Consider the following 14,021-nt stretch of genomic DNA (forward strand, 5'->3'; position numbering starts at 1 on the left):
GAATGGCCGCCTACGACTATATCCGCGACGGCAATGCGATCTACGAGCGCTCCTTCGCCATCATTCGAGCCGAAGCCGATCTCGGCCGCTTTTCCGAAGCCCAAGCCGATATCGCCATCCGCATGATCCATGCCTGCGGCATCGTCGAGGCAGCGGAAAAATTCGAATTCGGCGAGGGCTTCATCAAAGCCGCCCGCAACGCATTGAAAGCGGGCGCGCCGATCTTTTGCGATGCCGAAATGGTGGCACGTGGCGTCACCCGCGCCCGCCTTCCCGCCGACAATGAGGTCATCTGCACCTTGCGCGACCCGCGCACCCCTGCCCTTGCAAAGGAAATCGGCAATACGCGCTCGGCCGCTGCGATCGAACTCTGGCGCGATCGCATGGCTGGTTCGGTGGTCGCCATCGGCAATGCGCCGACCGCCCTCTTCTATCTACTCGAACTGCTGCGCGATGGCGCGCCAAAGCCGGCGGCCATCATCGGCATGCCGGTCGGCTTCGTCGGTGCGGCCGAATCGAAGGATGCGCTGGCCGAGAACTCTTACGGCGTGCCCTATGCCATCGTGCGCGGCCGTCTTGGCGGCAGCGCCATGACCGCCGCCGCCCTCAACGCGCTTGCGAGGCCGGGCCTATGACCGCTCAACCCAAAGGCCGCCTGATTGGCGTCGGCACTGGCCCCGGCGACCCCGAACTGCTGACGCTGAAAGCCGTGCGCGCGCTGCAAGAGGCGGATGTGGTCGCCCACTTCGCCAAGCGCGGCAGCAGTGGCAATGCCCGCGCCATCGTTTCCGGCCATTTGAAGCCGCAAATCATCGAACTGCCGCTGCTCTATCCGGTGACCACTGAGATCAACAAGGATCATGCCGATTACAAATCGGCGATTAGCGCATTCTATGAAGAGTCGGCGCAGGCCGTGGCCAACCATCTCAAGGCGGGGCGGATCGTAGCCGTTCTCAGCGAAGGCGATCCGCTATTCTACGGCTCCTATATGCATCTCCACGTGCGGCTGGCGTCAGATTTTCCGACCGAAGTCATCCCTGGCATCAGCGCCATGTCCGGCTGCTGGTCGCAAACCGGTCTGCCCATCGTGCAGGGCGACGACGTGCTGAATGTCCTGCCCGGCACGTTGAGCGAGTTCGACCTGACCCGTCGTCTGGCCGATGCCGATGCCGCCGTCATCATGAAGGTCGGGCGCAATCTGCCTAAAATCCGCCGCGCGCTCGAAGCAACGGGCAAGCTGGACCGTGCCGTCTATGTCGAGCGCGGCACGATGCAGAACACCGCCTCCATGAAGCTTGCCGCAAAGACCGACGACACCGCACCCTATTTTTCCATTGTTCTGGTGCCGGGTTGGGAGGGGCGGCCATGAGCGGGCGTCTCTTCGTCATCGGGCTTGGTCCCGGCAATCGCGGCCAAGTCACGCCGGAAGCGAGCCGTGCCGTGGCGGAAGCCGAATTCTTCTACGGCTACGGCCCTTATGTCGAACGGCTGGAGTTGCGACCCGACCAGACCCGCATCGCCTCCGACAATCGCGAAGAACTGTCCCGCGCCAACGCCGCGCTGCAAAAGGCGGCCGAAGGCGCCAGCGTTGCCGTGGTTTCAGGCGGCGACCCCGGCGTCTTTGCCATGGCCGCCGCCATCTGCGAGGCAATCGATACCGGCCCGGCGCAATGGCGCGATGTCGAACTGACAATCATTCCCGGCGTCACCGCCATGCTGGCCGTCGCAGCCCGCATCGGCGCACCGCTCGGCCATGATTTCTGCGCAATCTCGCTGTCGGACAATCTGAAGCCGTGGGACCTGATCGTCAGGCGGCTGGAGGCTGCTGCCAGCGCCGGTTTCGTCATCGCGCTCTACAACCCGATCAGCAAGGCGCGGCCCTGGCAACTCGGCAGCGCCTTCGAGACGCTGCGCCGCATCCTGCCCGACACCACGCCGGTCATCTTCGGCCGCGCCGCCGGCCGGCCCGACGAGCGCATCGAGATCACACCCCTTTCCCAGGCAAGGCCGGAGCAGGCCGATATGGCCACCTGCGTCATGATCGGCTCGGCCGAGACGCGCATCATCGAGCGTAAGGGTCGGGCTCCGCTGGTCTACACACCGCGCTTTTCGGCAGGTTCGAACCAATGATCGATCCAGCCGACAAGCTCCGAAACGCTCGCTGCCTGCCGCACCTGCGGCAGTTCCGGCCGGCGCAGCAGGATCACCTCGACGCCAAGTTTTCGTGCTGCGGCGATCTTGCCATAGGTAGCCGTCCCGCCGCTGTTCTTGGCCACGATCGCATCTATGTGATGGCTGGCCAGGAGGCTGCCTTCGTCTTCCTCGCGAAACGGCCCCCGTGCCAGGATATAGGTCGCGTGTGGCACGGCAAGCCGCGGTTCGACCGGATCGACACTGCGGATGACATAGGCATGTTGCGGGGCTTTTTCGAAATCTCCGATTTCCTGTCGTCCCAGCGCAAGGAACACCCGGCGTGGCTTTGCGCCGAGCGCCGCAACCGCTCCCGCGCCATTTTCGACCAGCGTCCAACGATCGCCTTCGACCGGCTCCCAGGCCGGGCGGCGCAGCGCTACGAGCGGGATACCCGCGATCTTGCCGGCTTCGGCCGCGTTGCGCGAAATGGTCGCCGCATAAGGGTGCGTCGCATCGACCAGCAGGCCGATCCGTTCAGCACGCAGATAGTTTGCGAGCCCTTCGGCGCCTCCGAAGCCGCCGCTTCGCACAGGCACCGGCAGAGCCGCCGGCTCGGCGGTGCGACCGGCAAGCGACATGGTCACCTTCAATCCGGCACGATGCGCCAGTTGCCCGGCCAATTGCCGGGCTTCGGTCGTTCCACCAAGTATCAAAATGCGGTGCATCATCATGCCTGCTGAGCGCCAATTATCCGCCGCACCTGATCGCTGGCTCACCATCGTCGGCATCGGCGAAGACGGTGTAGAAGGTCTTGGTGACGAGGCCAAGCGCCGGATCGCCGAGGCCGAGACGGTTTTTGGCGGCAGACGGCATTTGGCGCTGGTGGAAGGGCTCGTGCGTGGCAGGGCGCAGCCATGGCCCACACCCTTCGACGCCGGCATGCAAGCGGTGATCGCACTTCGCGGGCAGCGCATCTGCGTGCTCGCCTCCGGTGATCCCTTCTGCCACGGCGTCGGCACAACGCTCGCCCGCCATGTGCCCGCCGACGAGATGCATGTCATCCCGGCACCCTCTTCCTTCAGCCTTGCCGCCGCCCGGCTCAGCTGGTCGCTGCCCGAGATTGCGACAATCTCGCTGCATGGCAAGCCGATCGACCTGATCCGGCCGCTGCTGCACCCAAAGACGCGCATTCTGGCTCTGACTTCCGATGGCAATGGGTCGGCAGCGATTGCCCGCCTGCTATCGGAATTGGGCTTTGGCCCGTCGCGGCTGACGGTGCTGGAAGCGCTCGGCGGGCAGGCCGAACGGCTGATGTCGGCCCAGGCATCGACCTTCGACCTTAAAAACATCAGCCCCCTCAATGTTTTGGCGATCGAAGTGGAATCAACGCCTGAAGCGCGCATCCTGCCACTCAGCGCCGGCATAGCGGATGATCTGTTCGAGCATGACGGCCAGATCACCAAGCGGGAGATCCGCGCGGTCACCCTGTCGGCCTTGGCGCCGCGCCGTGGCGAGTTGTTGTGGGACGTTGGCGCCGGCTCCGGGTCGATTGCGATCGAATGGATGCTGCGCGACCCGTCACTGTGCGCCATCGCGATCGAGGCTTCCCCCGAGCGGGCCGTCCGGATCGGCCGCAATTCGGTTGCCTGCGGCGTCCCCGGGCTCACGGTCATCGAAGGACGTGCGCCGGTTGCCTTGTCGGGGCTGCAAACACCCGATGCGATCTTTGTCGGCGGGGGCGGCACGCAAGCTGGCGTGATGGATGCCGCCATCGACGCCCTGCCCGCCGGCGGGCGGCTGGTCGCCAACGCGGTCACATTGGAGATGGAAGCCCTGCTGCTTTCCCTGCACGCGAAGCATGGTGGCGACCTCATTCGGCTTTCGGTATCGCGCACGACACCGGTCGGCTCGATGCAGGGCTGGCGGCCGGCGATGCCCGTCACGCAATGGGCATGGGTGAAGCCATGATCGTCGCAGGCATCGGCAGCCGCAAAGGTGTCGGCGAAGAACAGGTTCTGAACGCGATCCGTAAGACCCTGGCGCAGTATGACCTTGATCCATCGCGCCTCGATGGCCTCGCCACCGCGACACTGAAAAGACAGGAGGCGGCGATCTTTTCGGCAGCACGCAAGCTTGGACTGCCCGTCACCATCGTGGACGACGATGCATTGGCAAAGGCCGGGGCGTATGTGCCAAGCCATTCGCAGCTTTCGCTGGCACTCACCGGCGCACCTTCGGTCTCGGAAGCGGCAGCCCTTGCCGCCGCCGGCGAGGACGCCCGACTACTCGGACCGCGTCTTTTGCTCGATTCGGTTACCTGTGCTGTTGCCATCAGTGGAGAACGCCCGTGACCGTCCACTTCATCGGTGCCGGCCCTGGCGCCGCCGACCTCATCACCGTTCGCGGCCGCGATCTTCTGGTCCGCTGCCCGGTCTGCCTCTATGCCGGTTCGATCGTCCCTGCAGAAATGCTCGCCTATTGCGCGCCCGGCACAAAGCTTGTCGACACCGCGCCGCTATCGCTCGATGAGATCGAGGCCGAATATCTTGCGGCTCATAATGCCGGGAAGGATGTCGCCCGGCTGCATTCGGGCGACCTTTCCGTCTGGAGCGCAGTGGCCGAACAGATACGCCGGCTTGAGCGCCATGGCATTCCTTATACATTGACACCGGGGGTTCCGGCCTTTGCCGCCGCCGCCGCCGCACTTGGCCGCGAATTGACGATCCCCGCACTGGCGCAATCGCTTGTGCTGACCCGTATTTCGGGCCGCGCCTCCCCCATGCCTGCCGGCGAAACGCTCTCCGCCTTCGGCAAGACCGGATCGACACTCGCCATCCATCTCGCCATCCATGCCATCGATCGGATCGTTGCAGAATTGACACCGCTCTACGGTGCCGATTGCCCGGTAGCGGTGGTCTTTCACGCCTCATGGCCAGACGAGCGCGTCATCCGCGGCACATTGGCCACGATCGCTGCAACCCTTGCCGCCGACCCGATCGAGCGGACAGCCATCATTTTCGTCGGGCCTACCTTGGCTGCAGAGGAATTTCGCGAGAGCTCGCTCTATGACGCCTATTATCAGCGCCGTTTCCGGGGGCGTGACACGCTATGAGCAGGCGCGAAGGGCGCATGCCCCATCAACACGCCGTCGCGGTTGAACACCAGTATTTCAAGCTCGATGTCGAGCGTTTCCAGCACATCCGCCGCCACTCGCCAAGCGCCGTGCGCAATCGCTTCTCCGACCGGCACGCCCTCGGCCGTCGCCAGCCCAAAGGCCTCCGCAACGGTATTGGCGCCGCGAATGCGCCCGGCCAGCGGCTCGCTCGCACCCGCTTCGACCGCCACGGCCGCCAGTGCCTCCAGATCGGGCGCGCCGCGCTTGGAATGAAGGTCAAGCATGCCCTGCGCCAGCTTGGTCATCTTGGCGACGCCGCCGGCGACTGTCACGCGCGGCAGCGGATGGGCGCGGATATATTTCAGCATGCCGCCGACGAAATCGCCCATGTCGATCAGCTGCACCTCGTTGAAGCCGTGGACTTTCTGCATCGCCATTTCCGAGGCGTTGCCAGTAGAGCCGCCAACATGGGTGAAGCCCATGGCGCGTGCCACATCGACGCCGCGATGGATCGAGTGAATCCAGGACGAGCAGGAATAGGGAATGACGATGCCGGTCGTTCCAAGGATCGAAATCCCGCCCAGAATACCGAGGCGCGGATTGAGCGTCTTTTTCGCCATTTCCTCGCCTTCGGGCACGGAAATCTCAACCTCGAAATCGGCATTCTCACCGGCCACCTCGCGGATGGCCGCCACAATCATGCGGCGCGGCACCGGATTGATCGCCGGCTCGCCCATCGGGATCGGCAGGCCGGGGCGCGTCACCAGGCCGACGCCCGATCCGCGCTGGAATATGATACCCGATCCTGGCTTGCCGGCGCGCACCGTGCTCTTGACCAGCGCGCCGTGCGTGACGTCGGGATCGTCACCTGCATCCTTGACGATGCCTGCCATGGCCTGCCCATTGCTCAATTTGTGATCGGCCAGCGCGAATGCCACGACATTGCCGCCCGGCAGCGTGATTTCGACAGGGTCGGGAAAGGTCCCGGTCATAAGCGCCGTGCAGGCGGCCTTGGTCGCAGCGGTTGCGCAGGCGCCCGTGGTCCAGCCACGGCGCAAGGGGGCTTCTTCGGCGGGAGCAGCTTCGGTGGTCATGCAACACTCTATAGGCTTGGCAAAGCCGTCCGTCATCGTCGAAAGCGGCATCCATGAGTCTCGAAAAAGCCATCGCCCGTCTCGGGCATCAACCACCGCGCCTGGAGCCGGGTCATGTTTGGCTCACCGGCGCCGGGCCGGGCGATCCCGGCTGCCTGACACTCGATGTGCTGTCGGCGCTCTCCCAGGCCGATGCGCTGGTGCATGACGCGCTGGTCTCGCCCGAAATCATCGCCATTGCCGAGCAAGCCGAGAAATTCTTCGTCGGCAAGCGCGGCGGCAGGCTCTCGATCCCGCAGGACGACATCAACGCCTTGCTGGTGAAGCTTGCGCGGGAGAGCCGCAAGGTCGTGCGGTTGAAGGGTGGGCATCCCTTCGTCTTCGGCCGCGGCGCGGAAGAAGCGCTGGTGCTGACGCGCGAGAATATTCCCTGGCGCGTCCTTTCAGGCATCACCTCGGCTTTCGGCGGACTGACCTCGGCCGGCATTCCGGCGACGATGCGCGGCGTTAACGGCGCAATCATCCTCGCCACCGGCTTTGCGGCCGTCACCGACGATCGTCCCGACTGGGCAGCCCTTGCCCGTACCGGCCAGCCCATCGCCATCTATATGGGCCTGACACATATGGCCGACACTGTCGCCCAGCTCCTGGCAGCAGGATTGCCTGAAGACACACCGGCGGCGCTGGTCGAGAACGGCTCCCTGCCGCAAGAGCGCACGGTTACCGCAACGCTCGGTGGCCTGGTCGAGGCCGCCGAGCGTGAGAAGGTCGTCTCGCCCGCACTGATCGTTATTGGCGGCATAGTATCGCTGCGCGCCGGGTTGCTGGGGAAATCATGACTGCTCGAGGCCTCATCATCGGTGCGCCGCGTTCCGGCTCCGGCAAGACCAGCGTCACCATCGGCATCCTGCGTGCCTTGTCGCGACGTTGCATACGCGTCGGCGGCGCCAAATCCGGGCCTGATTATATCGATCCCGGTTTTCACCACGCCGCCACCGGAAGGCCTGGCGTCAATCTCGACAGTTGGGCGATGTCGCCCGCGCTGCTGAACACGCTGGCCGCCGACGCGGCAAACAGCGCCGATCTGCTCTTCATCGAAAGCGCCATGGGGCTGTTCGATGGCATACCCGGCCCGGCCGGCCGCTCTGGGTCGGCGGCCGATCTCGCCCGCCTCTACGGCCTGCCTGTCCTGCTCGTGCTCGATGTTTCAGGCCAGTCGCAGACAGCGGCGGCTATCGCCAAGGGCTTCGCCACCTATGATCCGGCGGTGCGCATCGCCGGCGTCGTGCTCAACCGGCTGGGTAGCGACCGGCACAAGCGCCTCGCCGGCGAGGCGATCGAAGCGCTCGGCCTGCCGGTTGTCGGCGCCATATTGCGTGATTCGGCTCTGTCGCTTCCCGAACGCCATCTCGGCCTCGTTCAGGCCGGCGAGCATGCCGACCTGATGGCGCATCTCGACATTCTGGCCGATATGGCCGAACGCTCGCTCGATCTTGACGCGATCATCTCCCTGATGATGCCGCTGGCGCCGAGCGGCGAGGATTTTGCCGACGCCCTGCCCCCTCCCGGCCAGCGCATTGCCCTGGCGCAGGACGCAGCCTTCACCTTCCTTTACCCGCATGTGGCCTCGCATTGGCGCAAGCAGGGCGCTGAGATCATGCCGTTTTCGCCGCTGGCCGACGAGGCGCCCCCACCTGATTGCGATGTCTGCTGGCTGCCCGGCGGCTATCCGGAATTGCATGCCGGCAGGCTCGCTTCGGCGCATGCCTATCGTGCCGGAATGGAAAAATTTGCCGCGACAAAGCCCGTCCATGGCGAGTGCGGTGGCTTCATGGCCCTGGGTGAAGCCTTAGAAGACGCCACCGGCGTCACCCATCGCATGCTCGGCCTGCTCGGCCACTCGACCAGCTTCGCCAGGCGCAAGATGCATCTCGGCTACCGCCAGGCGACATTGCTTGCGGATTGCCCGATCGGACTGCAAGGAAGCGTAGTGCGCGGCCACGAATTCCACTATGCCCAGATCACCACACCGGGTACCGACGCCCCGCTGGCGGCACTGGCGGACGGACAGGGCAATGCGCTGGGCGAGTTCGGCGGGCGGCGCGGCAACGTCACCGGCACTTTCTTCCATGCCATCGCCAAGGGCTGACTGATGAACCGCCAGAACCGAATCTTGGGCGACATCGCCCTATCGCTCGTCTTCCTGACACGGCTGCCGCTGCCGCATCTGGATTTTGCGGGTCGCAGCCTGTCCGCCGCCCTCTGGGCCGCTCCTGTGGTCGGCCTGACCGTGGGATTGATCGGCGGCCTCGCCTTTGCGCTTGCGGCGTGGCTGGGCATCGGTCCGGCTCCGGCTGCGGGACTCGCGCTGGCCGCAACCATGCTGACCACCTTCTGCCTGCATGAAGATGGTTTCTGCGACACCGCCGACGGCTTCGGCGGCGGCACGACCCGCGAGCGCAAGCTGGAAATCATGCGCGACAGCCGCATCGGCACTTATGGTGCGGCAGCACTTGTGCTGTCGATCCTGCTGCGCTGGTCAGCACTTTACGATCTTGCCACAGTCCCGAACGTGCTGGCTGGCCTCGTTGCCGCCCATGCTGCCTCGCGCGGGCTCATTCCAGCCTTCCTGCATCTCCTGCCCTCCGCCCGCACCACTGGCCTTTCCGCCGACGCCGGCGCGCCGACCGCCAACACCGCCATCGGCGGCGCGGTGCTCGGCGCACTTGCCCTGCTGATGCTCGGCCTGCCGGGTGCCCTGTTGGCTGCCCTGCTTCTCGGCCTCTGGTTCGTTCTCTTTCGCAAGCTCTGCCTTGCCCAGATCGGCGGCCACACCGGCGATACGATCGGGGCATTGCAGCAGGGCGGCGAAATACTCGTCCTGCTCATTGCCAGCGCCATTCTCATCTGACTTTCTCTGGAGCCTGTTTCATGCCTTTCAATTCTTTCGAAGATTTGCGCGCCGCTTGCCAAAACCTGCCTGCCGGCAGTGACGGGGCCGCCCAGGCCGTCGCACATCGGCAGGATATATTGACCAAGCCGCAAGGCAGCCTCGGACGGCTGGAGACGATCGTGGCCTGGCTGGCGCGCTGGCAGGGTCGCGACATGCCAAAGCTGGACAAGGTGAAGGTGATCGTCTTCGCCGGCTCGCATGGCATCACCGCCCAGGGCGTTTCGGCCTATCCCTCCGAAGTCACCGTGCAGATGGTGGCGAATTTTGCCGCCGGCGGTGCCGCCATCAACCAATTGGCGCGCATCGCCAATGCCGAGCTTGACGTCATCCCGCTCGAACTCGACCGGCAGACCGGCGATTTTACGCAGGAACCGGCGATGAACGAGGCCGAATTCCTTGCAGCGGTCTCCACCGGCTATGAGAGTGTCGGCAAGGATATCGATCTGATCTGCTTCGGCGAGATGGGCATCGGCAACACCACGCCGGCTGCCGCCATCGCTGCCGGCCTTTTCGGCGGAGGCGCCGAAAGATGGACCGGGCGCGGCACCGGTGTCGACGATGCCGGCTTGAAGCGCAAGATCGCCGCAATCGACAAGGGGCTTGCCCGTCACACCGCGCAGGCCGCCGATCCGCTGAAGCTTGCCGCAGCCCTGGGCGGTCGGGAGCTTGCCGCCATTTTCGGCGCAACCCTTGCCGCACGCCATCTCGGCGTACCCGTTCTGCTGGACGGTTTTGTCTGCAGCGCCGCCGTCGCTCCATTGGCACGGCTGCACCCGCAGGGGCTCGCACACGTGCTTGCCGCCCATGTCTCGGCCGAAGCCGGCCACCGCAACCTGCTTGAAGCCATGGAGCTTTCGCCGCTGCTCGATCTCGGCATGCGTCTTGGCGAAGGTTCCGGCGCTTGCCTGGCGATCAACCTCGTGCGCTCGGCGCTGGAGTGCCACACGGGCATGGCAAGCTTTGCCGAGGCAGGTGTGTCGGAAAAATAGTCTCGACTGCACTGGATGGAACCAACGACCATTGCCGTCGTTCTGATACCATCATTTCGCAAGAGGAAATCAGATATGGCATCCACATTCTCCCGGTTTCGCGGCCAGTTTGAAGACGATCTGGAATCGCAGGTCGCGAGACTGAGTCGGGAGGTGTCGTCGTTGAAGAAGGCGCTCGCGAAGCGGGGAGCCACGGCCTATGAGGATACGCGAGACAGCGCGTCCGATATCTATGAGGATATGGTGGCGCGCTTGAGCGACGCCATGCCCGACATTGCCAGGCAGTCGCGTGCAGTGCGTCAGGCGGCACGCGACAATCCGGTGGCAGCAACCGTCGTGGGTGTCGCAATTGTCGGCTTGCTGCTCGGCCTGCTCGCGCGCGGCCGCTGATAGACACCCTTACATATAGCACTGGACGTGCCGGCGACTGCGCCGGCTATAGGCGCTGCGTTCGCCGCACGGGCTGCCATTGATCATCAAATCATAGGGGCATTGGCAGTCGCCCTCTTGTGGCGCACGCAGCGGTTTTTTCTCGCCGCCGAACAGTGCCTTGACGTTGGTGAGCAGCGAGGATGACTCCGATTGTGGTCGCAAGGCAGGGCCAGGTTGCCGGGGTGACATTTTCGCTGTCGTCGGACCCGGCACCGACTGGCTGGGGCGCGGCGCATCCGGCCCCGATCGGCGCAGATAATCGCCGAGAATCCAACCCTTGCGTCCCTGGACGGATACGAGCTGCCATTTGCCGTCGCGCAGGATCGGCTTGACCGCCTCGCCGGCGTCGAGCGTGGTTACGATCGCGGCTGCGGTGTTGGCGGTCGAACGCACATTCACCCGCGTCGTCGTATAGAGGGAATTGTCGGGCCGCTTTTCAGGAACCGGGCGCTCGGCGCGCGCCACCGAACTGGTGACGAGTTGCGAGGGACGCTGAACCGGCGTTTCCACCTTCTTGGGCATCCGGGGAACGTCGGCCTTGCGCTGAACAGAAGCCGCAGGCCGGGGTGTGGCATCCGGCCTATGCCGTTGCGGCGGCTCCTGGGTCATTGCCCAGATGCTCGCCCCAACGGCGCCAAACATCAGCCATCTCAATTTCGGAAGTGCAAAACCTGCCATGACCGCAGCATGGCCTGAAGGCCTTAAAAGGCGGTTGACACGGCACCGATTGCGGCATCACGCCACCTGTCCGGCGCACCAGCCCGAAGACCACGCCCACTGGAAATTATAGCCACCGAGCCAGCCGGTCACGTCCACCACTTCGCCTATGAAATAGAGGCCCGGCACGGATCTGGCCTCCATCGTCTTGGAATCGAGTTCGCGTGTATCGATGCCCCCCAGCGTCACCTCGGCCGTGCGATAGCCTTCCGAGCCAGCCGGTTTGATGCGCCAGCCATTTACCGCATCCTCCACCCGCCGCAGCACCTTGTCCGACATATCGGCAAGTTGCCCGGTGAGACCCAATTCATCGGCAATGGTCTGCGCCAGCTTCTTCGGCAGATGCACAGCCAATGCCGTTTGCAATGCCTGACGGCCATTTTCCACGCGCGCCGTTCGCAGCGCGGCGAACAGATCCGTCTGTGGCAGCATGGCTATGCGGATTTCCTCGCCCTCGCGCCAATAGGATGAAATCTGCAGCACCGCCGGGCCGCTGACACCACGATGCGTAAACAGCATCGCCTCCGAAAAACTGGTCCTGCCGCAGGCGATCTGCGCATCCACCGCGACACCAGAAAGGGGTTTCAGTCGTTCCAGCGTCCTTGCCTCGAAGGTCAGCGGCACCAGCGCTGGCCGAGTTTCGACCACCCGCAGGCCGAACTGCGCCGCCACTTCATAGCCGAATCCTGTCGCACCCATTTTCGGGATGGATTTGCCGCCGCTTGCCATGACCAGCGACTTGCATCGCACCCGGCCGCCGCCAACTGCCAGCACGAAACCATCCTCGGTTGGCTCGATACTGTTGGCGCTTGTGGCAAGCCGCAGTTGCACGGCATGGCGTTTCATTTCCGCAAGCAGCATGTCGATGATCTGCCTGGCCGAACCGTCGCAGAAAAGCTGCCCAAGCGTCTTTTCGTGGAAAGCGATTCCATAACGCTCGACCAGCGCGATGAAATCCCGCTGCGTATAGCGGGCGAGCGCGGAGATACAGAAATGCGGGTTCTGCGAGATGAAGTTCTTCGGGCTGGCATGGATATTGGTGAAGTTGCAGCGCCCGCCACCGGAAATCCGGATTTTCTCGCCCGGTGCTGCGGCATGGTCGAGGACCAACACCGAGCGGCCGCGCTTGCCAGCTTCGATCGCGCACATCATGCCGGCGGCACCCGCGCCGATCACCACAACGTCTACTGATTCCAAAGCGCACGCCCCATGTATGGACCGCAGACTTCGGCCCGGAAACCCGCTGGACTACTCGATTGGCCTGCAATTGGCGATTGCGATCCATGCGTTTCTCGCCAATAGGGTTTGAATGACTGCCGATCAATCGAATCTGAAGGCCGCCTTGTGGATGGGCGGGTCGCTCACCTGCATGCTCGCCATGACGGTGGCGGGACGCGAGGCGATGCGTGAACTGAATGTTTTCCAGGTTATGGAACTGCGTTCGCTGATCGGCCTGCTCATGCTCTATCCGCTGGTCTGGCGAAATGGTGGTCTGCGTGCAATGCGCACGGCCCACCCGATAAAGCATATTGGCCGAAACACCGTCCACTATGCCGCGCAGGGCAGTTGGTTCTACGCGCTCACCCTTATCCCGCTGGCGCAGCTCATCGCCATTGAATTCACCGCTCCAATCTGGGCCGCGTTGCTGGCCATGGCTTTCCTGGGCGAGCGTATGAACCTGCCGAAGCTTGGCGCCATCACCGCCGGCCTCATCGGCGTTACGATCATCGTGCGGCCGAGCACCGGCGGCATCGAACTCGGCCAGTTCGTGGTCCTTGCCGCGGCGTTCGGCTTTGCAACCTCCTTCGTCATGGTCAAATCGCTAACGCGAGCCGAAAGCGCAGTGAAGATCATTTTCTGGATGCTGGTCATCCAGTCGGTGCTCGGCCTGCTGCCGGCCCTCTATGTCTGGCGCTGGCCAACCCTCGGCGCGTGGCCCTGGCTGTTGGTGATCGCCTTTTCCGGATCATTTGCCCATTACTGCATGGCGCGCGCCGTGTCCCATGCCGATGCGACCGTGGTGATGCCGATGGATTTCGTCCGTGTTCCGGCAACTGCCTTCGTCGGCTGGCTGCTCTATTCCGAACAGGTCGACACCTACACCATCATCGGCACCCTGCTCATCCTGGGCGGCAATTTGCTGAACCTCGGCGGAAAGCGCCAGACCCCAACCACATCCGAAACGACATCATAGTTGTGATTTGCGCTGGCTGTGCCTGCCCCAGGTGGGTTGACCGGCTATGGCTAAATCGACATGTTTGCCCTGCGCCTGCCCTGGCGCGTAACGCCTTGAAGCACTGCAGGATTTCATCAAGGAATACCGCGCCTGTGTTCCAACGGCCCGATCCTGTGAGGTTGCGTTGATCAGACTGATAATTGTTGCCGCCCTGCTGCTTCCTGCTGCCGGCTGTGCGATGGACGACGGCTATGCATCGTGGAGCCGAGGCGAGCGCACGGTCACGCCGCTCAAGAAGGACCCCAACAAGATGGGTGGCGACTATAGCGGCTCCGGGCGCAGCGCAGGCGCCGCGCTTTAACAGATCCTCGACACAAGCGGTGCTGAAAAACGGCTCGAGGCCCTTTCAGCA

At 64.2% G+C, this 14,021-nt stretch carries 17 protein-coding genes; 13 read left to right on the forward strand and 4 right to left on the reverse strand.

Features of this window, described 5'->3' with window-relative positions:
* The first annotated feature begins 2 nt into the window (after positions 1 to 2).
* The 3 genes from EET67_RS09785 to EET67_RS09795 are packed head-to-tail and all read left to right on the forward strand — an operon-like array spanning position 3 to position 2,130.
* On the forward strand, positions 3 to 635 hold the full coding sequence (locus EET67_RS09785; protein ID WP_128625944.1) for a precorrin-8X methylmutase: 633 nt from the start codon (positions 3 to 5) through the stop codon (positions 633 to 635).
* Positions 632 to 1,369 carry a precorrin-2 C(20)-methyltransferase gene (locus EET67_RS09790; RefSeq protein WP_128625945.1) on the forward strand — a complete coding sequence of 246 codons (738 nt, stop codon included), beginning with the start codon at positions 632 to 634 and terminating at the stop codon, positions 1,367 to 1,369. Before EET67_RS09785 ends, EET67_RS09790 begins: the two co-directional genes overlap by 4 nt.
* Positions 1,366 to 2,130: a precorrin-3B C(17)-methyltransferase gene (locus EET67_RS09795; RefSeq protein ID WP_128625946.1), complete on the forward strand. Its 765-nt coding sequence runs from the start codon at positions 1,366 to 1,368 to the stop codon at positions 2,128 to 2,130. Before EET67_RS09790 ends, EET67_RS09795 begins: the two co-directional genes overlap by 4 nt.
* On the opposite strand, the gene EET67_RS09800 is transcribed toward EET67_RS09795, so the two are convergent.
* Complete coding sequence (locus EET67_RS09800) at positions 2,094 to 2,861, reverse strand: cobalt-precorrin-6A reductase (RefSeq protein ID WP_128626164.1); 768 nt, start codon at positions 2,859 to 2,861, stop codon at positions 2,094 to 2,096. The two genes, EET67_RS09795 and EET67_RS09800, sit on opposite strands and share 37 nt — an antisense overlap.
* A gap of 1 nt (position 2,862) precedes the next feature.
* Here EET67_RS09800 and cbiE point away from each other — a divergent pair, with 1 nt between their 5' ends.
* The 3 genes from cbiE to cobM are packed head-to-tail and all read left to right on the forward strand — an operon-like array spanning position 2,863 to position 5,245.
* The gene (cbiE, locus tag EET67_RS09805; protein WP_128625947.1) at positions 2,863 to 4,101 is read left to right on the forward strand and encodes a precorrin-6y C5,15-methyltransferase (decarboxylating) subunit CbiE; all 1,239 of its coding nucleotides are present in this window, start codon (positions 2,863 to 2,865) and stop codon (positions 4,099 to 4,101) included.
* On the forward strand, positions 4,086 to 4,484 hold the full coding sequence (locus EET67_RS09810) for a cobalamin biosynthesis protein (protein ID WP_245450833.1): 399 nt from the start codon (positions 4,086 to 4,088) through the stop codon (positions 4,482 to 4,484). The genes cbiE and EET67_RS09810 overlap by 16 nt, the downstream gene beginning before the upstream one ends.
* Entirely contained in the window at positions 4,481 to 5,245 is a 765-nt protein-coding gene (cobM, locus tag EET67_RS09815) for a precorrin-4 C(11)-methyltransferase (protein ID WP_128625948.1), read from the forward strand. Before EET67_RS09810 ends, cobM begins: the two co-directional genes overlap by 4 nt.
* Here cobM and EET67_RS09820 read toward each other — a convergent pair.
* Positions 5,212 to 6,342, reverse strand: a complete 1,131-nt coding sequence (locus EET67_RS09820; protein ID WP_245450848.1) for a cobalt-precorrin-5B (C(1))-methyltransferase — start codon at positions 6,340 to 6,342, stop codon at positions 5,212 to 5,214. The two genes, cobM and EET67_RS09820, sit on opposite strands and share 34 nt — an antisense overlap.
* Positions 6,343 to 6,395: 53 nt before the next feature.
* On the opposite strand from EET67_RS09820, the gene cobA reads away from it, so the two are divergent.
* From cobA to EET67_RS09845, 5 genes are all read left to right on the forward strand, one after another.
* Positions 6,396 to 7,181, forward strand: coding sequence for a uroporphyrinogen-III C-methyltransferase (gene cobA, locus EET67_RS09825; RefSeq protein ID WP_128625950.1), 786 nt, complete (start codon positions 6,396 to 6,398; stop codon positions 7,179 to 7,181).
* Positions 7,178 to 8,491 carry a cobyrinic acid a,c-diamide synthase CobB gene (locus EET67_RS09830; RefSeq protein ID WP_128625951.1) on the forward strand — a complete coding sequence of 438 codons (1,314 nt, stop codon included), beginning with the start codon at positions 7,178 to 7,180 and terminating at the stop codon, positions 8,489 to 8,491. The genes cobA and EET67_RS09830 overlap by 4 nt, the downstream gene beginning before the upstream one ends.
* 3 nt (positions 8,492 to 8,494) lie before the next feature.
* Positions 8,495 to 9,253: an adenosylcobinamide-GDP ribazoletransferase gene (locus EET67_RS09835; protein ID WP_128625952.1), complete on the forward strand. Its 759-nt coding sequence runs from the start codon at positions 8,495 to 8,497 to the stop codon at positions 9,251 to 9,253.
* A 20-nt stretch (positions 9,254 to 9,273) separates the two neighbouring features.
* Positions 9,274 to 10,284 (forward strand): nicotinate-nucleotide--dimethylbenzimidazole phosphoribosyltransferase, encoded by a 1,011-nt coding sequence (cobT, locus tag EET67_RS09840; RefSeq protein ID WP_128625953.1) that lies wholly within the window; start codon positions 9,274 to 9,276, stop codon positions 10,282 to 10,284.
* A gap of 75 nt (positions 10,285 to 10,359) precedes the next feature.
* The gene (locus tag EET67_RS09845) at positions 10,360 to 10,674 is read left to right on the forward strand and encodes a hypothetical protein (protein WP_128625954.1); all 315 of its coding nucleotides are present in this window, start codon (positions 10,360 to 10,362) and stop codon (positions 10,672 to 10,674) included.
* 9 nt (positions 10,675 to 10,683) lie between these two features.
* Here EET67_RS09845 and EET67_RS09850 read toward each other — a convergent pair whose 3' ends face one another.
* The gene (locus tag EET67_RS09850; protein WP_165899848.1) at positions 10,684 to 11,358 is read right to left on the reverse strand and encodes an SH3 domain-containing protein; all 675 of its coding nucleotides are present in this window, start codon (positions 11,356 to 11,358) and stop codon (positions 10,684 to 10,686) included.
* A 93-nt stretch (positions 11,359 to 11,451) separates the two neighbouring features.
* Positions 11,452 to 12,630: a BaiN/RdsA family NAD(P)/FAD-dependent oxidoreductase gene (locus EET67_RS09855; RefSeq protein ID WP_128625956.1), complete on the reverse strand. Its 1,179-nt coding sequence runs from the start codon at positions 12,628 to 12,630 to the stop codon at positions 11,452 to 11,454.
* 112 nt (positions 12,631 to 12,742) lie between these two features.
* Here EET67_RS09855 and EET67_RS09860 point away from each other — a divergent pair, with 112 nt between their 5' ends.
* Together EET67_RS09860 and EET67_RS25620 are read left to right on the forward strand one after the other, a co-directional pair.
* The gene (locus EET67_RS09860; protein ID WP_128625957.1) at positions 12,743 to 13,627 is read left to right on the forward strand and encodes a DMT family transporter; all 885 of its coding nucleotides are present in this window, start codon (positions 12,743 to 12,745) and stop codon (positions 13,625 to 13,627) included.
* Between the two features lie 166 nt (positions 13,628 to 13,793).
* Entirely contained in the window at positions 13,794 to 13,970 is a 177-nt protein-coding gene (locus EET67_RS25620) for a hypothetical protein (protein WP_165899849.1), read from the forward strand.
* Positions 13,971 to 14,021: the final 51 nt, after the last annotated feature.

Origin of the sequence: Borborobacter arsenicus (assembly GCF_003934165.1) — a bacterium.
Classification (GTDB): domain Bacteria; phylum Pseudomonadota; class Alphaproteobacteria; order Rhizobiales; family Rhizobiaceae; genus Pseudaminobacter; species Pseudaminobacter arsenicus.